19 protein-coding genes are annotated in these 20,691 nt (G+C 37.2%); 10 read left to right on the top strand and 9 right to left on the bottom strand.

Features of this window, described 5'->3' with window-relative positions; all coding sequences use genetic code 11:
- The first annotated feature begins 39 nt into the window (after positions 1-39).
- Positions 40-825 carry an HAD family hydrolase gene (locus tag FJR06_RS12035; RefSeq protein WP_015079130.1) on the top strand — a complete coding sequence of 262 codons (786 nt, stop codon included), beginning with the start codon at positions 40-42 and terminating at the stop codon, positions 823-825.
- Between the two features lie 11 nt (positions 826-836).
- Here the strand turns inward: FJR06_RS12035 and FJR06_RS12030 are convergent, their stop codons facing one another.
- The gene (locus FJR06_RS12030; RefSeq protein WP_015079129.1) at positions 837-1,469 is read right to left on the bottom strand and encodes a tetratricopeptide repeat protein; all 633 of its coding nucleotides are present in this window, start codon (positions 1,467-1,469) and stop codon (positions 837-839) included.
- Between the two features lie 81 nt (positions 1,470-1,550).
- Between FJR06_RS12030 and FJR06_RS12025 the strand changes: the two genes are divergently transcribed.
- The gene (locus FJR06_RS12025; RefSeq protein WP_015079128.1) at positions 1,551-2,726 is read left to right on the top strand and encodes a DNA double-strand break repair nuclease NurA; all 1,176 of its coding nucleotides are present in this window, start codon (positions 1,551-1,553) and stop codon (positions 2,724-2,726) included.
- A gap of 162 nt (positions 2,727-2,888) precedes the next feature.
- Here the strand turns inward: FJR06_RS12025 and dacB are convergent, their stop codons facing one another.
- From dacB to FJR06_RS11995, 6 genes are all read right to left on the bottom strand, one after another.
- A complete protein-coding gene (gene dacB, locus FJR06_RS12020) occupies positions 2,889-4,349 on the bottom strand; it encodes a D-alanyl-D-alanine carboxypeptidase/D-alanyl-D-alanine-endopeptidase (protein ID WP_168651505.1) in 1,461 nt (486 codons plus the stop codon).
- A 1-nt stretch (position 4,350) separates the two neighbouring features.
- Complete coding sequence (gene dnaB, locus FJR06_RS12015) at positions 4,351-7,608, bottom strand: replicative DNA helicase (RefSeq protein WP_015079126.1); 3,258 nt, start codon at positions 7,606-7,608, stop codon at positions 4,351-4,353.
- A gap of 108 nt (positions 7,609-7,716) precedes the next feature.
- Positions 7,717-8,175, bottom strand: a complete 459-nt coding sequence (gene rplI, locus FJR06_RS12010; RefSeq protein ID WP_015079125.1) for a 50S ribosomal protein L9 — start codon at positions 8,173-8,175, stop codon at positions 7,717-7,719.
- 231 nt (positions 8,176-8,406) lie between these two features.
- A complete protein-coding gene (gloB, locus tag FJR06_RS12005; RefSeq protein ID WP_015079124.1) occupies positions 8,407-9,180 on the bottom strand; it encodes a hydroxyacylglutathione hydrolase in 774 nt (257 codons plus the stop codon).
- Between the two features lie 325 nt (positions 9,181-9,505).
- Positions 9,506-9,886 carry a hypothetical protein gene (locus FJR06_RS12000; RefSeq protein WP_015079123.1) on the bottom strand — a complete coding sequence of 127 codons (381 nt, stop codon included), beginning with the start codon at positions 9,884-9,886 and terminating at the stop codon, positions 9,506-9,508.
- A gap of 46 nt (positions 9,887-9,932) precedes the next feature.
- A complete protein-coding gene (locus FJR06_RS11995) occupies positions 9,933-11,630 on the bottom strand; it encodes an AarF/ABC1/UbiB kinase family protein (RefSeq protein ID WP_168651504.1) in 1,698 nt (565 codons plus the stop codon).
- Between the two features lie 856 nt (positions 11,631-12,486).
- Here FJR06_RS11995 and FJR06_RS11990 point away from each other — a divergent pair.
- The 5 genes from FJR06_RS11990 (at position 12,487) to FJR06_RS11975 (ending at position 16,297) form a co-directional block, all read left to right on the top strand.
- Positions 12,487-13,749 (top strand): FAD-dependent hydroxylase, encoded by a 1,263-nt coding sequence (locus FJR06_RS11990; RefSeq protein ID WP_168651503.1) that lies wholly within the window; start codon positions 12,487-12,489, stop codon positions 13,747-13,749.
- Between the two features lie 264 nt (positions 13,750-14,013).
- Positions 14,014-14,148, top strand: a complete 135-nt coding sequence (locus FJR06_RS24700; RefSeq protein WP_256369497.1) for a hypothetical protein — start codon at positions 14,014-14,016, stop codon at positions 14,146-14,148.
- Between the two features lie 127 nt (positions 14,149-14,275).
- Complete coding sequence (locus FJR06_RS11985; protein WP_168651502.1) at positions 14,276-14,707, top strand: hypothetical protein; 432 nt, start codon at positions 14,276-14,278, stop codon at positions 14,705-14,707.
- A gap of 141 nt (positions 14,708-14,848) precedes the next feature.
- Complete coding sequence (locus FJR06_RS11980) at positions 14,849-15,424, top strand: hypothetical protein (protein WP_168651501.1); 576 nt, start codon at positions 14,849-14,851, stop codon at positions 15,422-15,424.
- A gap of 84 nt (positions 15,425-15,508) precedes the next feature.
- Positions 15,509-16,297, top strand: a complete 789-nt coding sequence (locus tag FJR06_RS11975; protein ID WP_168651500.1) for a hypothetical protein — start codon at positions 15,509-15,511, stop codon at positions 16,295-16,297.
- Between the two features lie 127 nt (positions 16,298-16,424).
- Here the strand turns inward: FJR06_RS11975 and lysS are convergent, their stop codons facing one another.
- Both lysS and FJR06_RS11965 read right to left on the bottom strand, forming a co-directional pair.
- A complete protein-coding gene (gene lysS / locus FJR06_RS11970) occupies positions 16,425-18,011 on the bottom strand; it encodes a lysine--tRNA ligase (protein WP_168651499.1) in 1,587 nt (528 codons plus the stop codon).
- Between the two features lie 56 nt (positions 18,012-18,067).
- Positions 18,068-18,427: a VOC family protein gene (locus tag FJR06_RS11965; RefSeq protein WP_168651498.1), complete on the bottom strand. Its 360-nt coding sequence runs from the start codon at positions 18,425-18,427 to the stop codon at positions 18,068-18,070.
- A 210-nt stretch (positions 18,428-18,637) separates the two neighbouring features.
- On the opposite strand from FJR06_RS11965, the gene FJR06_RS11960 reads away from it, so the two are divergent.
- From FJR06_RS11960 to FJR06_RS11950, 3 genes are all read left to right on the top strand, one after another.
- Positions 18,638-19,012, top strand: coding sequence for a GIY-YIG nuclease family protein (locus FJR06_RS11960; RefSeq protein WP_015079118.1), 375 nt, complete (start codon positions 18,638-18,640; stop codon positions 19,010-19,012).
- A gap of 7 nt (positions 19,013-19,019) precedes the next feature.
- A complete protein-coding gene (locus FJR06_RS11955; RefSeq protein WP_015079117.1) occupies positions 19,020-19,226 on the top strand; it encodes a hypothetical protein in 207 nt (68 codons plus the stop codon).
- 545 nt (positions 19,227-19,771) lie between these two features.
- A complete protein-coding gene (locus tag FJR06_RS11950) occupies positions 19,772-20,365 on the top strand; it encodes a ferric reductase-like transmembrane domain-containing protein (RefSeq protein WP_168651497.1) in 594 nt (197 codons plus the stop codon).
- The last annotated feature ends 326 nt before the right edge of the window (positions 20,366-20,691 follow it).

Raw genomic sequence — 20,691 nt, 5'->3', positions numbered from 1 at the left:
TGCGGTAAGCTAACAAAAGCAGTTTTTAACCTCAGAACAATGACAGCAAATAGTCCCACGATTTTGGCTTTAGACTTTGATGGAGTGGTTTGCGATGGACTAATTGAGTATTTTGAGGTAGCGTGGCGTACCTACTGTCAAATTTGGTCGCCGATTAACGATACACCACCAGATGATTTAGCTTTAAGATTTTATCGTTTACGTCCTGTAATTGAAACTGGTTGGGAAATGCCCGTTTTAATCAAAGCCTTAATTGAGGGTTTTTCTGATGATCAAATTCTCCAATCATGGACAAACATCACTCCCCAAATTTTAGCAGCAGATAACCTAGAAGCAAAAGCAGTTTCGACAAAATTGGATCATTTACGAGATGAATGGATTCAGACAGATTTAAATGGTTGGTTAAGTCTCCATAGATTCTATCCAGGTGTGATAGAAAGACTCAAAATAACTCTTAAAAGTGAAAGACAGTTATATATTGTCACTACCAAAGAAGGGCGATTTGTCAAGGAATTATTACAACAAGAAGGAGTTAATTTACCACCAGAAAATATTTTTGGGAAGGAAGTAAAACGCCCAAAATATGAAACTTTGCGTGAATTAATCAAGAAAGCAAATATCCAAAATGTAAGTTTATGGTTTGTTGAAGATAGACTGAAAACTTTACAGTTAGTTAAACAACAATCAGACTTAGATCATGTCAAACTTTTCTTAGCAGATTGGGGTTATAACACTCAACCGGAAAGGGAAGCTGGCAAAAATGATCCACGTATTCAGCTAATATCACTTTCCCATTTTGCTCACGATTTTTCCACCTGGTTGTAAATCGAGTAAACCTAGATCCCCGACTTCTTTAAGAAGTCGGGGATCTTAATCTTTTGAATTAAATCAATTACCTCTTGATAATTAGAAATTCTTTTTTGTTCTTTAAATAAGTTAGCTGCTGTTGTCAAATCAGTAATTGCTCCCTGTTTATCACCCAAGGCATTGCGAGTAATACCTCGATTTTGGTAAGCTTCAGGAAAATTAGGATTAAGAAGTAATGCTTGATTGAAATCTGCGATCGCACCTTTTAAATCTCCCAAATCATGACGAGTAAATCCTCGATGATTGTAGATACCAGGATAGTTAGCATTAAGACTGATTGCTTTGTTATAATCTGCAATCGCCCCTTTTAAATCTCCCAACTTATAGCGAGATATTCCTCGTTTATAGTAAACTTCAGGAAAATTAGGATGTAACCGTAAAGCCTTATTATATTCTTCAATAGCCCCTTTTATGTCTCCAAATGTATGACGGTTAATTCCCTGATGAAAATATACTATAGCCTCTTTCAGATCAGATTGTGCTAACAGTGCTGATTTTATTCTAAAATCGGAAATATTTGCCAAATTCTTAGCGCTCACCTTTGGACTATATAATATAGTTCCTAATATAAGAGTTGTAATTGTTAATTTCCATTTTTTCATGACGCTATTTTTCCAATTATTAGCATACAGTTATTAATTATATGGCATTTACTTACATCAACACAAATAGACTCAACTAATATGCTTGATTTAACAAAAATATCGAGACAAATGCAAGGTTTCAGTCAACATTTAACTTCAGAAGTGGCTGCAAGTCATCAGCGGTTAGAGTTAGCACAAGAATATTTAAAAAAGGCCTTTGAGTGTCAAGAGGAGTTAGTTAAACGTCAAGAAGAATGGCGAAATCGGATTATTTTTGCGAATGCTACACCCATTGAACCTCTCGAAACCTGTATTACTATTCCTGTTCCCCCCAAAGTTCATACTGTTATTTCTACAGATGGTTCGCAAATTGCCCCCAATCATCACGAAATTGCGTATTGTTATTTACTGAATATCGGCAGAGTTGTTTTACACTATGGTCAAGATCTTCACCCAGTTCTCGATAGTTTACCGGAGGTATTTTATCGCCCTGAAGATTTATATATATCGCGTCAGTGGGGCATTAGAACAGATGAATGGATGGGTTATCGGCGCACAGCCTCTGAGGCTACAGTATTAGCGGAACTGGCTTGTAGTACCAGGACAGAAGCCCCAGTCTTAGCAATGATAGATGGTTCGTTAATATACTGGTTTTTAGATCAGTTACCGATGGATGCCAGGGATATGATTTTACCTCCGGTTTTAGAAGCTTGGCAAAAACTCCAACAAGCCCAAATCCCCCTCATGGGTTATCTTAGTGCCTCTCGTAGCACCGAAGCCACCAACTTTTTACGCTTTTTAGCTTGTCCTCATCCTGTCCCCGATTGTATTGCCCATTGTCCCAATCAACTAGAATACGTACCTTGCAAAAAATTTGATACTTTGCGCGATACAACCATCATGACCACCCAACTTCAACCTGGACAAAGAGGACCATTATGGCGGAGTAATGCCCGAATTTTAGAATTGTATGACGAGCAAATTATTTATTTTTGTTACGTCCATGTCGGGACGGAAATTGCCCGGATTGAAGTTCCTGCTTGGGTTGCAGAAAATTCCATCATGTTTGATCAAGCACTAGGGCTAATGTTGGCACAGGTACATAAGGGGTATGGTTATCCTGTGGCGATCGCCGAAGCGCATAATCAGGCTGTAGTCAGGGGTGGTGATAGAACCCGGTTCTTTGCCCTTTTAGAACGACAAATGATTAAAGCTGGGATCAAAAATGTCGGGATTTCCAACAAAGAAGCAAGAAAACGGGGTAGTATTGCCTAAACTCAGGTTGTACATGGAGTTTATCTTTTTGGTCATTTTGTGCGAAAGTATAGATATAAGTAAGTCATGGAATAACGAACCACAGAGGCACAGAGAACACAGAGAAATGGGGGTTTGAGAGATATTTTGCTTAAGTCCTGTCATTTACTCAACTCAATTATTTTAACACCGCTTTAATTCAGATAATAAAACTACAATTTCATCTATTGCTGTTCTCATGACTTTCCCCGGTTGTTCAGATTGATTTACCATAATACTAAAAACCAAGGGTTCATAATTGGGTGCGTTCATATATCCAGATAAAGCAGAAATTCCTGTCATTGAACCTGTTTTTGCTTGCACTATTCCCGCAGCCGCAGTATTAAGAAACCGATTTTTTAGACTACCTTTGACACCAGAAATAGGTAAAGAAGCCCGAAAAACTGCTGCTTGAGGTGATTTATCAATTCCTTGTAAAAGTTGTACCAACGCTGCTGGAGTCGTTAAATTTTTCCGAGATAAACCAGAACCATCTACAATGACATAACCTGCTGGTGCAACTCCTAATTGAGTTAAAGTTTCTCTGACAACTTGTAATCCGACATCAGCCGTATTTTGATTTTTTTCTTCTGGTTTCTTAATAGCTAAACTTCTGAGTAAAGCCTCAGCATATAAATTATTACTATTCACATTTGTCTCTAGTAATAATTCCGATAAAGGTGGAGATTCTACTGCGGCTATTTCTTTGTCATTTTTACTCAGATTACTACTCAGAGTTTCTTTAACTGTAATTCCCTCTTTAGCTAAATTTTGGCGAAATTGTCTGATAAAATTAGCAACTGGATCAAATACGGCTAAACCTGTAATCTCTGGCTGGGAATTTATAGCCAATTGTCCTTTGATTCGCAGAATTTGTCCTTTTAAGTCACGATTTACTTCTACAAAACTGGGTTTATCGGCTTCAGTAGTGACGGAATTATTTTCAACTTTCCAGTGATATGTTTCTGTAGGATCATTCCATTGAATCTTTAATGGTTGTCCAATAGTTTGGGGTAAAGAAGTTAAAATAGAAGCATTTTCATTGACAATTAGACTATTAACAGGTGCGCCATAATCAGCCTGTATATCTTCCCATTCCCAACTGGAATTAACTACTTCACCTTGAAAATAACTATCATCAGCAATTAACTGATTAATTTGCCGAATTCCCTGTTGATATAGTTGTTTTGATAATATTGTTAATTGAGCATTTTTGAAACTAGGATCTCCCCTTCCCACTACACGCAAAACACCATTACCTTCATCATAAATAGAGGTACGAATCCGAAAATCTGCCCCCAATTTCTGTAATGCTGCTGCGGTAGTAAATAGCTTCATATTAGAAGCAGAAATAAAATATTTTTGAGAATCTTGACTATAAAGAATTTTTTCTGATGATAATGGTTTAACTAAAATCCCCCAACGGACTCGACTAAATTGAGGATGATTAATAATAGTATTAATAGCAGATGATAATTGAGCAGGACAAATTTGTTTAGTAGTAACTGGTGTAACAGGTGTTTGGGCTTGGGCTATTTTTTGAATACTACCAATATTAATAGAAATAAATAGTAATATCAAACTGGCATAATTTTTTTTTAACATATTACCAATTATTATTTGGTTTAGCGAGATTTTTAAACTTTGTAAATTGTGGATCAAATAATAGTTTAATTGTTCCTGTTGGTCCGTTCCGATGTTTAGCTATGATTACTTCTGTAACTCCCCTCTCTGGGGTATCTGGTGAATAATATTCATCGCGGTATAACATCATTACTATATCCGCATCTTGTTCAATTGAGTTATGAACAATAATATTATTAGCAATAAAATTATGTAATTTATCAACTGTTAAATCAAATACTTCTTCTTCTCCATCAGGTATAATTGAAACAATTTCATCCCAGTATACATCACTGTTGGCAAGGGCAATTAATTGTTGATTCAAATCTAATTCATCTAATCTTTTCCAACCATTAATAGTTAAAAATTTATGATTACCAGTAGCACGAATTTTTCGACCTAATCGAGTTGTTAAGGTAAATACCGATTTCATGCCTGTGGAAAAGGCATTACTCACAATTGCTTTTTCTAATTGCATTGTTTTTTCATTTAATGCCCAAACTGCAAAACCAAATTTACCTACTAATTCTTTAATTGGTATTTGTATTCCACTATCAGCTAATGTTACTAAAGTATCTCCTGCTAAACAACCCGATTCTCTCAAATCAGATAACATTGGGCGTTTATTAGTTCTTGCTTCTACTCCACGACTTAACTGTGATAAAGCAATTATGGGTACAGATAATTCTCTTGCTAAACCTTTTAAAGAACGGGTAATTCTTGATAATTCTTGCACACGATTATCACCTGCACCTTCCATTAATTGCAAGTAATCAATGACTATTAATCCTAAATTTCCATTTTGTTCGGCTTGCAGTCGTCGCGCTTGACTTCGCATTTGTGTGACTGTAATATTTGACGTATCATCAATAAAAATTGGCGTGTCTGAGAGTTTATCAATGGCACGGCTTAAAGGTTCCCATTGGGTTTGACTAATCCGGCCACTTCTTAAATAACTGCTTTCAATTCCGGCTTCACTAGCTAATAGTCTTTGTACTAGCTGTTCTTTGGACATTTCTAAACTAAAAACAGCCACCGGTAGTTTATAACCAGCAGCAATATTATGAGCGAGGTTAAGACAAAAGGCGGTATTGTGAACACAAATATCATTAGCAATAAAGTTGTGTGTTTCGGGAATTGTTAAATCATAAACTTGTTTGTTACCAACTGATTCAATAGAAATAATTTCATCCCAATATACATCACTATTTGCTAATTGCTGAAGTGGTAAATTGTCTAAAGCCGTGGCTAAAATCCATAATCTTTCCCTTTTTAATGCCCGTTTACCGACATGAATATTTGTATAGCTTTTAATCCCAGCCCGTTGAGCTAAACTACTCCAAGTTTCGCTACCTTTAGCTACTGCTATCTGTTCCCAAATTTCTACAGGTATCAAGTCACGATTGGTTTGATATCTTTTTTGAGATATTGCTTCTGTAACTTTTGCTAATGCTGCTTCTTTGCCAAAAATGCCAATTTCTGCAATGAAGTTTTTGATAGATATGGCATCAGTAATATCTAATTGCCATGCTGGTCTGCGGGTATTATTATATTTTACAGACCTTTTTTTCAAAGCAGCAATAATACCAAATCTTAATAACAGATGTTGAATTTGTCTTGCTAGTTTTTCGCTGACTGTACCATAACCTAATTGTGATTGACCACTATTGAGTAGGGTAGCCCAGCCGTCAGTGGCAAAGAGACGATTTAGGAATAAGGATAATTGTGATTTTTCTAATTTAAATACAATATTTGGGACAGTTTTAGTATGAGCATCTTTGCCCCATAAACCTAATTTTTCTAACCAAACTGTCAAAGCATTTTTACTCGATTTACTGATACTAGCGAATCCATGAGGTGCAAATTCTTCTGACTTAATTTCCAGAGTTTTACATAATAACTCAAAAGTGTCATAATTTGGTACACATTCTCCTTTTTGCCACATACAAAGTAAAGATGGCGTTACTCCTAGTTCATTGCTCAATTTTTTAGCAGTTAATGAACGAGAACTAATAGCAATTTTGAGCCTTTCCGCGAAAAGCTGTCTTTGAGTGGCAATCAATTCTAAATCTCCACGAACACATAATGAAGGTGTCCGTTGTCCTTGGGAATCTTCCCATCGTACTGATAAACCACCAAATTCAGTTACTGCTTCAGAAAAATCTGTTTGCAATAATGGGTTGCTGTTTGTAAATCTAGGAGTGCTATTAGTTAAACCACCATCACCAATTAAATAACCTAATAATTTGACTTCACACTCGCGGATAGTTTCTGTCCCAAACACATCTATTTTACGAGGGATGGCAATCTTATTTCCAACTTGCAAATTTTCTAATCTTTGCCAGCCTTTAATAGTTAAAAATGGGTGAGTGATTGTGGTTTCAATTACCCGACCTAATCGAGTTGTGACGCGGAAAACTGGTTTAATTCCATCATCTACAAATGCAGATGGTTGGGTAAAGGTAAATTTCCAATCATCATTTAAGGTTAATAATGAACCTTGACGTTGCTGATATAGTTCTTCAATTGTCGCAATTTGTCCATCTGCTAAGACGATTTCTGAATCATGGCTGAGGCATTTTCCCATTGACGGCCTCCCAGCAACGATAATTAAATCAGAACGCTGAAAACCGCTAGTCATGGCATCTAAATCATAGAAACCACAAGGTATCCCCGGTAAAGCAATGCCTTGATGACGAGTTTCAATATCTTGAAAAGTATTAATTAAAGTGTCACCAATATGAACCAATCCCGATTGGGTTTTTTGTTGGGTGACGTTAAAAACTTTTTGTTCGGCACTATCAAGAACAATTGGTAATTCTGTTTCTGTTTCAAAACCAAGATGAACAATTTCATTCCCGGCTTTAATTAATTGCCGACGCAGGTATTTTTCCATGACTAACCCTGCTAAGGCATCAATATTGACGGCAGAAACTGTCCGGTCTACTAATGTTGCTAATTTATTTCTGCCACCAATTTGTGTTAATTGATCATTGTCTGTCAACCAACTAGTTATAGAAAGTAAGTCTGTGGGTTTTTGCTGGGTATGGAGACGCAGGGCGGCTTGATAGATGGTTGTATGGGCGCTAATATAAAATGCTTCCGGAACTAGGCGATCGCTCACTCGACCAATTGCCTCTGGATCTAGTAGAATACCTCCTAGAATCGCTTCTTCTGCTTCGATGTTTTGAGGTGGGACGCGATTACTACCATCACCTTGAAAACTTAGTTCTTCAGCCATAGAATTTTAAATTTTAGCGATTTTGGATTTTTACCTAATCATCCAAAACCGATAGGAAAATATTGATAACCACAGATATATCATCTGTGGTGATTAATTAAGTCACCGTTAGTTAGAGACGACTTCAATGTTAATTACTGCTGTTACTTCAGAATGGAGTTTAATTTCAGCTTTGTAAGTACCCAATTGGCTAATATCGGGAATAGTGATCCCACGACGATCTATTTCTAGACTAGCTACTGCTTGAATTGCATCTGCAACATCTTGAGTAGTAACTGTACCGAAAATAGCCTCATTTTCACCAACTTGCTTGGCAATTTTTAAACCAGCAATATTTTCTAAAGCTGTTTTTTGCTCAGTTGCTTGTTGTTTGAGTTCTAATTGTCTTTGATATTCTTTCTCGCGTCGGCGTTCCACTTGTTTGAGCAGACCGGGTGTAGCACGAGCGGCTAAACTCTGGGGGATGAGGTAGTTACGAGCATAACCGGGAGCTACTTCTACCAAATCACCGAGTTTTCCCAGCTTGGTAACATCTTTTGTTAAAACTAATTGCACACGTTTCGCCATTGTTTTTCGCTTTTCTTGGTAAAATCTTCGTTATTTGGGTGTCATCAGAGTGGCTCACAAAATTGTAGCTTGATCCTCAGCGACTTTGAACATACCCACAGCCTCAAGATTCTAGCGAAGTTTGGGGAGCGATCGCAATACCAAATGTCAGAAATATCAAAAAAGGAGTTGAGAAGGGACACACAAAGAAGATAACCAGAAAATTCTTAACCACTGACAACTGACAACTGACTAAAAATTATCCTTCATCCCTCGAATCCGGGCAAAGGTTTGGACTCCTTCTTTACTTTTCGCTATTGCTTGTAGAGATGGTTCTTCCCAACGTAAAAAAGGATTTGTGAGTTTTTCCACTCCTAGTATTGATGGAACTGTCGCTTCATTCCCATCCCGTTGAGCTTTAACATCTTGGTAGCGTTTTTGTAAATCTGCATTTTCAGCATCCACAGTCACCGCAAAACGCAAATTGCTTAAAGTGTATTCATGGGCGCACCAGACGCGAGTATGATCAGGTAAAGCCCGGAGTTTAGTTAAAGAATCTACCATTTGCCCCGGTGTACCTTCAAATAAACGACCACAACCTCCCGCAAACAATGTATCACCACAAAACAATTCTCCAGGCTCTCCTGGACTTGCTGGGGGGAAATAGTAGGCAATGTGAGCGCGAGTATGTCCAGGTACAAAGAATATATTAGCAGTGCGATCGCTAAATTGGATGCGATCGCCTTCCTGCAAAAACACCTGTTGTCCCGGAATTCTCCCCCGATCTTCCGCACCTCCATAAACTTTCACATCGGGAAATTCCTTCATCAACCCCGTATTTCCAGCCACATGATCGCCATGATGATGAGTATTAAAAATTGCTACTAAATCAGCCTTGAGTTTCGTCAATTCCTCTAAAACTGGTTGTGCTTCCGCAGGATCAACAACAGCCGCAATATTCCGCACTGGATCATGCAGTAAAAATATATAATTATCTGAAAGTACCGGTAAACGGATTATCTGCATTAGCTTTTTCTCCTCAAAAACTATCATCAGCAATAGTAAATTGCTAGTTATCTAGTTGGTAATTGGTGATTGGTAATTGGTGATTGGTAATAAGATACCTATTTTCTTCATCCTGTAAATCCTTGAATCATGGACATCCTGATTCAGACAATGTATTTTTCCATCCTGTTAATCTTTGAATCATGGACATCCTGATTCAGACAATGAATTTAATTTCTTTATCCTGTTAATCTTTGAATCATGGACATCCTGATTCAGACAATGTATTTTTCCATCCTGTTAATCTTTGAATCATGGACATCCTGATTCAGACAAGATAATCTTACTAAGACCAAGAATCTAAATCCAAAGACTGCATTCCTTCGCTTTTAACATAATCTAGCAAACCTCCCAACTGCCGCCAAATAAAGAAACAAGTTAGCAGACTCATAGGTAAACCGATACTTAAAGCCATTCCTAAAGGAAACCCAAATATCTCAAAACCAGAACAAAGAAATAAGCAAGAACCACCAGTAATACCAATAAATGGCACTAACAATTGTTTATAAAAAGAACGGGTATTAGTCTTTTCTTTAGGAGATTTATCCTGTGGCCATTGCTGGACAATTACCTTTAATGTTCCAGATAAAGCTAACCCAGAAGTGAAAGCAGTGAGAAAACCAACTAATAGTAAAAAATAAGGCGGTTGCAGAGGGTAATAGTACATTAAAACTCCTGGTTGTTATGAAAATTCATTTTTATTTGGTAACAGATTATTTAGCTAAAATAGCTGCTACACCTTCTCTAGAGAACTCTGTTAAAAGGCTAATGGCCACATTTAGTAAACGATTTGGGGGTAAATCGTCCTTGACTAAATCCCACAAACTTTGGACTTCTTCTGTGTGCAAACGGTCATCTTCAGTGATAGCTAAAACCAACTGACGACGGAGAAATTTACCCTCTTCGGAAAGGATGAATTCCAAACCCATCTTCGCTGTTGGTAAAACATCGAAATTGCTATCAGTGCGAGCAATAGTAATCAGATTTTCTAACCTTTGCCACTGAAATTTACCATCTTTAAACAACACATTCAATAGCCGTCGCCTTAATGCGGGAGATTCCCCAGTTAATAATCGTCGGGCGATATAGGGATAACCAACTTCCACAATTTTGAAATTGGGGTTCAGACTCAGCGCAATTCCTTCTTGTGTCACCAAAGAACGAATAATTAAAGCAAACTTTGCCGGTACACGGAAAGGATATTCATACATCAATTCCGAAAACTCATCGGTAATGGTTTTGAAGTTGAAATCTTGGACATTTTTACCAATAGCATTTCCTAATACCGCTTCTAATGCCGGCACAATAGGGGCAATATTAGTATTCGCTGCCAAAAAGCCCAATTTGACAAAATCTGCCGCTAAATCAGCGTAATCCTTATTTACCAAATGCACTAAAGCATCAACTAAATTCTCCTTAGTGGTTTCCTCTAATTGATCCATCATACCAAAATCAATGTAAGCCATGCGACCATCGGCCATAGCGAACAAATTCCCAGGATGAGGATCGGCATGGAAAAAACCATGCTCTAATAGTTGTTGTAAACCAGTAGTTACACCTATTTGAATGATGGCTTCTGGGTCTAAACCTACAGATTGAATATTCTGAGTATCTGTGAGTTTAAAGCCATTAATCCATTCTAGGGTTAAAACATGAGTGCTGGTATAATTCCAGTAAATACTGGGAATTTTTACCTGGGGGTCATCACGGAAATTATGGGCAAACTTTTCCGCATTGTGACCTTCATTGATGTAATCAATTTCCTCAAATAACTTTGTGCCAAACTCGTCCACAATCAAAGTTAAATCATGACCGAGATTTAGCGGTAGCCAGGGAGCAAGCCAACTGGCAACCCAACGCATGAGATACAGGTCTTTTGTCAGTAATGGGCGTAAATTGGGGCGTTGTACCTTGACTGCCACTTCTTCACCACTGAGTAAGCGACCCCGGTAGACTTGACCCAAACTAGCCGCTGCTACGGGTTGAGGGGAAAGTTCCCGAAAGATTTCGCCAATTGAGCGATTTAATTCTGTTTCAATGATCTGATATGCCAGATCATTATCAAAAGGTGGTAACTGGTCTTGTAACTTGATTAGTTCTGCTAAGAAATCCTTGCGGATTAAGTCGGGACGAGTCGAGAGGGCTTGACCAACTTTAATAAATGTCGGACCCAGATCGGTAAGTAGGGTTCGCAACTGGGTAGCGCGTTTCCCTTGATTTTCCTCTACCTCGTCTTGCCAGTCGTCCCACTTGAGACTGAATATAAATCCGGCAAAAGACCAGATTATTCTCAGTAGTCGCCCCCATACTAACCAGGGACGGTAGCGAAAGTGACGACTGGTAGCCGCGCTTGCCCAGGGCAACGCTTCTGGATTATACTGCTTTAATTCATCAGATTGATACTGACCCACGCCTTTATTTGCCTCTTCAACTGGGAAATTTACACCGTCGCCTTGATTATGAATGCTAACTTAGTTGTTGGCACAGGAAAATGGTACTTTTTAGTTTAGAAAGAAACTTTAACCGGATCTAGGAGCAATAGGTGAAGAAATAAGCCTATTTAGCTAGATTTATTGATCTTTTTCTTAATTATACTTTTTGACACTCCCTGGTCTAAAGACACGGGGATTCCTGGTTCAATGAGACCACTTAAACTAGACTCCTTGCGTTATCTAGCTCAGAGGTGGGACTCTCCCCAAGCGTTAACTTTCGGTCTGCCCGACCGTAGTTGCATGACTGCAAGTCCTGTTTAACTTGAAACGAGAAAGTTTCAAAATTCTGATTCGTCTAGCTCCTATAAATCTTTTACCTACTGCTAGGAGGAAGCTAGAACAATGCAGTAGAACCGCATAGATTTAATTGTCAAGGTACAGATTGCCCTTAGGCAGTTAGGTTTTTATACAGGTTGATTACCATTCCTGTTACAAGTAGTGTAACACAAGTCACTGGAGGAAGACAGCCTCTAATTGGCTTTCATCCCCGGCTTAAAAGACATTAACCCCTAAAAATCCTAAAAATTTTTAGGGGTTAATTCCGGGGTTTTCAGCCTATTTTCCTATAAAAGTACAAACTTTTTGTATGTATTTGGGGTATTTTATCTTTTTTTAATGACTAAAGCCTTTCCATAATGTAGTTAATTTTGACACCACCCAGTCAGAAATATCAATCAGCTATGCAAATAACCAGCAGTGAAATCCAAGCTATGCGGGAATTAATGCCAGATTATGCGTCACAATAATAATTAAAACTATGTAATTTATCTTCACAATGTCCCTCTCCCAGCTTACCCCCACTCTTTCCTCTCCCCACACCCCCACAGAAACCTACTGGGGATATGATTATGATTTGGTTATAGTCGGTGGTGGAATTGTCGGTTTAACCTTAGCGGCAGCTTTGAAAGACTCTGGTTTAAATATCCTCCTTATTGAAGCTAGAGTGGCATCAGCCGCAGTGGCTAAAGGACAGGCTTATGCTGTACATATGCTGTCCGCACAAATTTTCCAAGGAATTGGTTTATGGGATAAAATTCTCCCTAATGTTGCCAAATATAACCAAGTTCGTCTCTCTGATGCTGATTATCCCGATGTAGTCAATTTCCAAACTGCTGATTTAGGGACACCAGAGTTAGGTTTTGTAGCGGAACATTATGCACTGTTAGAACCGTTACAGGAATTTGTGCAAAGTTGTCCAAATGTAACTATCTTGTGTCCAGCGGAAGTAGTAAGTACGCAAAATGAGAGAGATATAGTTACTATTAATATCAAAATTGGCGACGAAGATCGGATAATTCGCAGTAAATTGTTAGTCGCTGCTGATGGTTCAAAATCTCCCATTCGTCAAGCTGCGGGAATTAAAACCAAAGGTTGGAAATATTGGCAATCATGTATTGTGGCCTTTGTGAAACCAGAAAAATCTCACAATAACACCGCTTACGAAAAATTTTGGTCTAGTGGTCCCTTTGCCATTTTACCTTTACCGGGAAACCGTTGTCGCATTGTTTGGACTGCACCCCATGAAGAAGCAAAAGCTTTGTGTGCGTTGAATGATGAGGAATTTTTAGCGGAACTAACTAAACGCTATGGTCAGCAAATGGGGAAATTGGAATTATTGGGAGAGAGATTTATTTTTCAGGTACAGTTAATGCAGAGCGATCGCTATGTTCTCCCTAGATTAGCATTAATTGGTGATGCCGCCCATAATTGTCATCCTGTCGGTGGACAAGGTTTAAATTTGGGGATTCGTGACGCAGCCGCATTAGCTGAAATTATCCAAACAGCACATAAACATCGTCAAGATATTGGCAATATTTCCATTCTCAAGCAATATGAAAGTTGGAGAAAAAAAGAAAACCTCGCAATATTAGGTTTCACCGATTTATTAGATCGAGTTTTTTCCAACAACTTCTTACCAATAGTCATAATTCGCCGTTTGGGTCTATGGATTATGCAGCGAGTTCCCATGGTTAAAATATTCGCCCTGAAATTAATGATTGGCTTAAAAGGAAAAACTCCTGAATTAGCTAAACGGTGAAATCACCAACCTATTGTAGGGTGCGTCAGATTCGATAACTCAGCCAGCCATAAATAGATTTTTGACATCTGACGCACCTTAAAAATGTACTTCTTTTGATAGTTTGTTAATAAGTAGGTGGACGTGAAATAACCAAAATGTGTAACGATATGTAAATTCACCTCGATGCGTTATTGTCGTTGAGTTTTAGCCATTTCAAAAAACGAAATATATTTTGATTTTCCTCCGCCCACCTACTTAACATCAACCTAATAACTAAGGAAAGTGAGAGATATCGTAACTCAAACTTTAGAGAATTATATTAATTTTCCAGAAGAAGAACAACATTTCTACCGTCGTGGAGTAACTTGGGAAAGGTTTCAAGCAATTGCACACTTGCCGAGATTCTTCCGTAAATAACCCATTTATTGCGTCTGACGTGATATTGAGTTATGGCAATTCTGGAAACTACTCTTTTTGTGCGGTATTATAAGTATGTCTAGAATATGACTTTCTTCATCAAGACACGACCACATCTACCAATTATATGGATCTGAGTAATTTACCAAAACCTGTTTGGTATATCCTTACAGGAATTCTTTTATTGACTGTAGGCTATGGGGCTGCTACCCACGTCCCAGGACTAAATGATTCAGATAGGGAAAAGTCTGAAAATAACGCTTCTACAACACCAAATTCCAGCAGTGTAAAAGTTAGTGTCTTTGATGAAGCCACTCAAGTTCCCATAGTGGGAGCAAAAATAATAATGGAATCTGAAGGTGGATCAGATACAGATACAACTGACAATTTAGGTGCTTTTCGAGTTCAAATACCAGCTACAGATTACGTTAAAGTTCACATACATAAAAAAGGATGTGAGCCTTATAAGCAAGATTTAAATCTGAAAAGTAACCCTGATAGACCTAAATCAATTTTATTGAAATGCTCAAGTCCTACAAAGAAAAGCCCTAACAGTTAAATCATTTACTATCTTCAAATGTCATCCCTGCGCCAGCATTTTCAGCATATTAAAGAAATAGTTGACTGGACTTGGACACTAGCCATAATGTGTCTGGTTGGTTATATATCTCTAGGACAACTTGCCCAATTATACTGGGCAATGGTATTTTTTGGGGGATTAGCAGCTAGTTTTGGTCTATTTTACGATTTTTCATGTGAGCAATTAGCAGCACTAAATTATCTTGATGATTCATACCAGATTCAAAAAGCAATTGCAGCATCAGCAGTTGCCCAAGATTTACTTTGGAAATTTCATAACAGAAACCCTGAAATTGCAAATCGTTTTCCTCAGTTTATACAAATAAAAAATCAAGTCAGCCAAATAAGAACCACTTCTGCTAATAAATTCAAACAGCAAGTTAATCGACAAACACAAACACCTCCTAAAAATTCATATCAACCACCAAAGACACAACCTTCACCTACGAGAAGAGAACCACAAAATCCTCAGAACAACTCATTCAACACTTCTGCATCTAAGCCAGTACAACCTACTTCCTCCCGTCCAACAAGACCAAACCAACCACAACCTTGCTTGAAAAAGACAAATAAGAAAAGGATCACTTTAGAAGAATATAGAGAAATTTCAAATAAAAGTGATTATGTATATGTAAAATCTTATTGGAGAAATGGTCATCCTGTTAGCGGACATTACAGACGAAGACCAAAAAGATAATAAGGTAAAATCCCTAAGTTATACAAAACTAGTTCATTCTAATTATTTCAAATTTTTCCTAATACCTGGAGGGTTTAGCAACAAATGGATATTGTAACATTGCAATTAATTCTTAAAGCAGGAAAGCTTTCTTTAGATGCTATTAAGAAGGAAGCTATGGTTAAACAACTTAATATTCTTATCCAGAAAAGTGATCAACTAATCTCACGAGAAATAAAAGCTGCTTATGAAGCTCTTGACGATGCTCTAATAACTAGCAATATTAAAACTAGAGAAATACGGTTAAATTTTTGTGAAGAAAATTTGCTTAAAAACACAAATTTAGATCCTGGTTTAACAACAGGTGGCTTTTCAAATAAATACTGGATGGCTTTAGCTCATAATGGTTTGGCATTTGTCTGTACTTTACGTGAAGACTCTAATCTTGCAGCCAAACATCTTATCAAAATTTATGAATGTGACCCTCGTTTAGCGCGTCAAAAGCTATTACCTGAACTTTATGTACAATTATTTCAACCACAATGTAAAAACGTATTTGATTGGCATGAAAAAGAATTAAAATCTATAAACGAAAGTAACTTTGTGCCTATGGACGCATTAGTTAAAACGGGTGCTGTGGCAATAGCTATAGGATCAATAGTAGCTGGATTTTCTTTAGCTCTAAATACTCGTAACGGTTTTTCTAGTAGTCAGAATAGTTTTGCTGGAAGTAGGATTGCTCAAGGAGGCTTTAAAATTGCCGAGGAAGTATGGAAGAACTCTAATAATATAGAAAGTTTTCGTCAAGATGCCAGGAATAAATTGCATAAACAATTAGAAAATAAATTAGATGAACGCTGTCAGGAGATAGCGAGAAGTTTACTTTCTGAATAGTTACTGGATTTTTTTTTCTCGTTCCCAGCTTCTAGCTGGGAATGCAATCAAGAAGGCTCTGACTTCTGATAATCTAGAGGCAGAGCCTCATAAACCGTATTCCCTGTCAGAGACAGGGAACAAGGAATTAAGAAACTTCTGCTTTTTCCTTACCCGCATTCAAAGCCACAACATCCTGTAACCTCGAAAGCACAAAAGACTTCTCCAGATAAGAAAACAAACCACCAGCTTTTGGACCCTTTTCTTTGTTCAAGAAAGATAGATACAAAGCCTTAAAAGCAATTGGTTGTTGAATCCCTAACTCCTTAGTAGTGGAGAAAATTATAGTTTGCAATGCCTCAGCTTCCCAATGAGGAATATTTTGCAAATTCTCCCTCAACTTTTGCAAATAAGCAACTTGTTCAGAGTTCAAATCATTAGCTTTCTCTGGAACTTGTTCCAAATAAAGAACTAACTTTTCTTCCTCATCTGCATAATCTTGTAACCACAATTGTGCAGCAGCAATTCTTTGATTAATAATTTGCTGATCATACTCAGTTAAAGGCTGTGGACTACGTTGGATAACCTCATCCTGAATATTTAAACGCGGAACTTGCAACAAAGAAATCAGGGTACTAAAATCAAAAGGTTGGAAAGTTTTAACTTCATCCCCTAGCTGTGCGTAAAATAACGGCATTAATTCCTCCGTTAATTCGGGAGATTTAGAATACTTGTTGATTAAAGTATCGTAATCTCTAAATAAACGAGTAGTAGTTTCATAATTTGGCGCGAAATTAATGACAGTTCTTGGCTGAGTCCGCAACATTAAAAACCGCAGTAATTCTGGTGGAAGTAAAGCCGCAATTTCTTCAGCACTCGAACCTACACCCTTAGAAGAACTCATCTTTGTCCCATTTACCAGAATAAATTCATAGGGAGAATGGAAAGGAGGTTGCTTTTGTAAAACCTTGCGACTAATCGCATTAGCAACATCACGAGAACCACCTTTTTGAGAATGATCCTTCCCCGCCATTTCAATAGTTACACCCAACACATCCCACTTAGCCACCCATTCAACTTTCCAAGGTAATTTACCATTACCATTAAAAGGAGAAACCCAGCCAGAATGTCCACAACCTTTTACATAATCAGTTGCATCAGGTTTGCAGGTGTAAAATACTTCTGAACCGTTATAATCTGTCGTGACAGTTGTGGCAATCTTACCGCAATTTTCACAAATAACTTGAAAAGGATACCAGTTATTTGGACGGTCAGCTTTGCTTACTTCCTTATAAGCTTCTCTCGCCAAATGGGCATTTTTTAAGAAAGTGTCAATATAGGAATTAAGTTTTCCAGAACGATATAAATCGCGGAGAAAATAAGTTTCTGGTTTAATTCCTAAATACTCGAAAACTTCAAAAAATTCACCAATGAAATATTTAGCATAATCACTAGCATCATCACCAGGAGAAGGCACATTACACAGCGGAAAGCCCAAATAAGGAGAAAACTTTTCCTGATCTAAGTATTTTGGAACTGTATCCAGTGCGTCATAGTCATCCACACCATACAAGAACTTAACGGGCTTACCTGCGTGTTTCAATGCCCGGTAAATCACATCATGGATAACCACACCCCGCAAAGATCCAACGTGTACTCTTCCTGATGGAGTCTTAGAATCATTAACTACCTGGTAGCCTACTGCATCAGCAGCGATTTTATCAGCCCAAAACATTTGCTATTTATCTTTTCACAATCTACCCATTTTAACTTTTGTCATGGAGAATAATCTCATTGTTGACTAAGTTCAATAATATTTCTATCTGGATCTTTAATAAAAATCGCCGCGCGACCAGAAACACTAGCTTGGAAAGGATAGTTTTTAGTGATTAACTCATCTTTCACAACCTGCAAATCAACCACAGAAAAAGCAATATGAGGATTTTGCCCCCATTTTTCCTGTTGCTTATCAGTTGGTACAGTAGGTGCAACAATCAGATGCAGTTGATAATTACCAATTTGATACCAGACACCGGGATATTTTAAAGGACGTTCTATTTTATTTAATCCTAATATCTGGCTATAGAAATATTCGGAACGTTCTAAATCAGTAATTAGGATAGCAGTGTGAAGACTCTGTGTAATTTGCATTTTTTGTTAAAAATATAGTACAATTTTATCTGTCAAATTAGAACTTATGTAATTGATTAAAAATATATAAAGAAATACGACCTATATTTTTTATTAAATCATTATCAATTTTGACATTTCCTTTCCTAAATATGCAATTTATTTTGTACCACTACTTATTATAACGTTAAACTGTGGAATAATTCTTGTGGAATTACCCTAATTGTTTTTATGTCCGCAAAAGAATCTGATCTAAAAATTCAGGCTCAAGTAATATTAGATGCAATAGCTTTTACTCCCTTTGAGCAATGTCAACCCTTAAACCGCAGGTTTGATAACATATCTCGAAGTCCTGGTATTTACGCTATTAGACACAAAACGGAAGGATTACTTTACATTGGTAAAGCACAAAATCTACGTAGTCGTTTCAGTGGAGGTCACAAAGCTTTTTTATGGGCATGGCTAGATAAATATAGAGACGAAGATGTGCGTATTGCAGTACAAGCAATTTCTCATTGGGAAAATCCTGGGCTATTATTGGAGTTAGAAGCAATTATTCTCAGAGCTACTGAACCTCCTTACAACGTTCAAATACCAAGTGAGTAGTAACATTATGCAAGTAGAACTTTTAGAGCAACTTTCCGCTACTGATGCTAAAATTATCTTAGAACGCTTACCAGAAAAAATCAGAGTAGCTTTAATTGCTCGTGCTGCTGAAATTGACTATCCAGTAGAAGCTATTATTGAAATGGCGATCGCTAGTTTCCTAGATAGCGAAGCATTAGGTTTCGCAGACTGCAAACCAGGACGAGGACAATAGCAAACAACAAATATATATTAGTATTATTGAAAACTAATATATGGTCACTAAAATCATATACAAATCTGCAACTATTTTAACTGTTGTCATGGAGAATAAAATCATTGTTCCATAAATTGACTCAGTTCGATAATATTGCAATCGGAATCTTGAATAAAAATTGCAGACTCTGTATAATCTGCCTTTTTTTGTTTTGTTAAAATCAGTAAATTGACTTAAAACCGATAGATTTCAGTTAAAGATAATTGTAGGTTGGGTAGAACAAAGTGAAACCCAACATTTCTAAGATTTTGTTGGGTTTTGTTTATTAACCCAAATTACACATATATACGCGAAAATGAGCAAGTTTTGACGATCAATGTAGAATAAATACCCGGACTAAATCTTGTGGTGCGGACATCCTGCCCGATATAATTATACAAATCAGCCTCATAGCATACTAAAAAATTTTTTCAACCACCTTGACTATTTGTTACTAATCGTAGTAAAATATAACCGTATTATATGATCTAAAGAATCTATCTAATAAAAACTCATAAAAACTCATGAAAAGTCATAAAAACTGGAATGGTAGTTTTGGTTTTGTCACTTTAGTATTTATTAATTACATTCTCAGTGCTATGCTATTTTTTTTGATACCATATATTGATTATGCGAATATTATGGGTGTTTTGTCTTTGATATATTATGCACTGACTATTATTCCTACTATAATCAAAACACTTTTTCCGAATTTTTATAAGCAACAATATATTTGGAAAAGCTTGTTAAAAAACCGACGTTACACAGGCGTTACTGCTTTTTGTTTTGCTTGGAGTCATGCTGCATTATTGATTTGGCAAAAATCTTTAAATTTCTTAGATTTCAATACTTGCCTCCAATACTTTCAAGGCTTATCATCAATTATCATTTTCACTATTTTAGCCATAACATCTAATGACGAAAGTATTAGAACACTTAAAACAAATTGGAAAAAAATACACAATTTAACCTATCTATGTTTGTTTATACTTCCCTGGCATATTTTAGATAAAATGTTCGGACGCTGGAGTTATCTCACTCCCTTTGCGGTTATTTTATCTATTAGTTTATCTTTGCTTTTTGTGACTAGACAAATAATTGAAATCAAGGAACAGTAACTAGTAGTTTGTCAAGATAAAAATGATGGACTGTAGTGTGAGCGTCTCGCTCACGCGGGCAAGATGCCCGCACTACCAAAAACCCGTTAAAATAAATTTGACAGACTACTAGTTACATCCCTTTTCTTGACACCTTATTCATCTTCAATTAATTTTACTCAGGTACTTAATAACCAAAACAAAACCCCCTCTAAATGAATAGAAGGGGCATTGTTGTTAAATAATAAACCTGGCATCGAGCTATTTTCACGGAGGGCTACCCCTAAACTATCGTCGCCGCAGCAGCGTTTCACCTCTGAGTTCGGGAAGGGATCAGTGTGGTTCCA

Origin of the sequence: Dolichospermum sp. UHCC 0352, from assembly GCF_009711925.1 — a bacterium.
Classification (GTDB): domain Bacteria; phylum Cyanobacteriota; class Cyanobacteriia; order Cyanobacteriales; family Nostocaceae; genus Dolichospermum; species Dolichospermum lemmermannii.
The sequence above is the reverse complement of the archived record's forward strand: the minus strand, read 5'-3'. Positions and strand labels throughout refer to the sequence as shown.

Coding starts and splice junctions, on each gene's coding strand:
- FJR06_RS11950 (WP_168651497.1), top strand. CDS start 19,772: ATGAAAAGTCATAAAAACTGGAATGGTAGTTTTGGTTTTGTCACTTTA.
- FJR06_RS11960 (WP_015079118.1), top strand. CDS start 18,638: ATGTCCGCAAAAGAATCTGATCTAAAAATTCAGGCTCAAGTAATATTA.
- FJR06_RS12000 (WP_015079123.1), bottom strand. CDS start 9,886: ATGTACTATTACCCTCTGCAACCGCCTTATTTTTTACTATTAGTTGGT.
- FJR06_RS11980 (WP_168651501.1), top strand. CDS start 14,849: ATGGTATTTTTTGGGGGATTAGCAGCTAGTTTTGGTCTATTTTACGAT.
- FJR06_RS11965 (WP_168651498.1), bottom strand. CDS start 18,427: ATGCAAATTACACAGAGTCTTCACACTGCTATCCTAATTACTGATTTA.
- FJR06_RS12035 (WP_015079130.1), top strand. CDS start 40: ATGACAGCAAATAGTCCCACGATTTTGGCTTTAGACTTTGATGGAGTG.
- FJR06_RS12030 (WP_015079129.1), bottom strand. CDS start 1,469: ATGAAAAAATGGAAATTAACAATTACAACTCTTATATTAGGAACTATA.
- FJR06_RS11975 (WP_168651500.1), top strand. CDS start 15,509: ATGGATATTGTAACATTGCAATTAATTCTTAAAGCAGGAAAGCTTTCT.
- dnaB (WP_015079126.1), bottom strand. CDS start 7,608: ATGGCTGAAGAACTAAGTTTTCAAGGTGATGGTAGTAATCGCGTCCCA.
- lysS (WP_168651499.1), bottom strand. CDS start 18,011: ATGTTTTGGGCTGATAAAATCGCTGCTGATGCAGTAGGCTACCAGGTA.
- FJR06_RS11955 (WP_015079117.1), top strand. CDS start 19,020: ATGCAAGTAGAACTTTTAGAGCAACTTTCCGCTACTGATGCTAAAATT.
- FJR06_RS11985 (WP_168651502.1), top strand. CDS start 14,276: ATGGATCTGAGTAATTTACCAAAACCTGTTTGGTATATCCTTACAGGA.
- dacB (WP_168651505.1), bottom strand. CDS start 4,349: ATGTTAAAAAAAAATTATGCCAGTTTGATATTACTATTTATTTCTATT.
- rplI (WP_015079125.1), bottom strand. CDS start 8,175: ATGGCGAAACGTGTGCAATTAGTTTTAACAAAAGATGTTACCAAGCTG.
- FJR06_RS12025 (WP_015079128.1), top strand. CDS start 1,551: ATGCTTGATTTAACAAAAATATCGAGACAAATGCAAGGTTTCAGTCAA.
- FJR06_RS11990 (WP_168651503.1), top strand. CDS start 12,487: ATGTCCCTCTCCCAGCTTACCCCCACTCTTTCCTCTCCCCACACCCCC.
- gloB (WP_015079124.1), bottom strand. CDS start 9,180: ATGCAGATAATCCGTTTACCGGTACTTTCAGATAATTATATATTTTTA.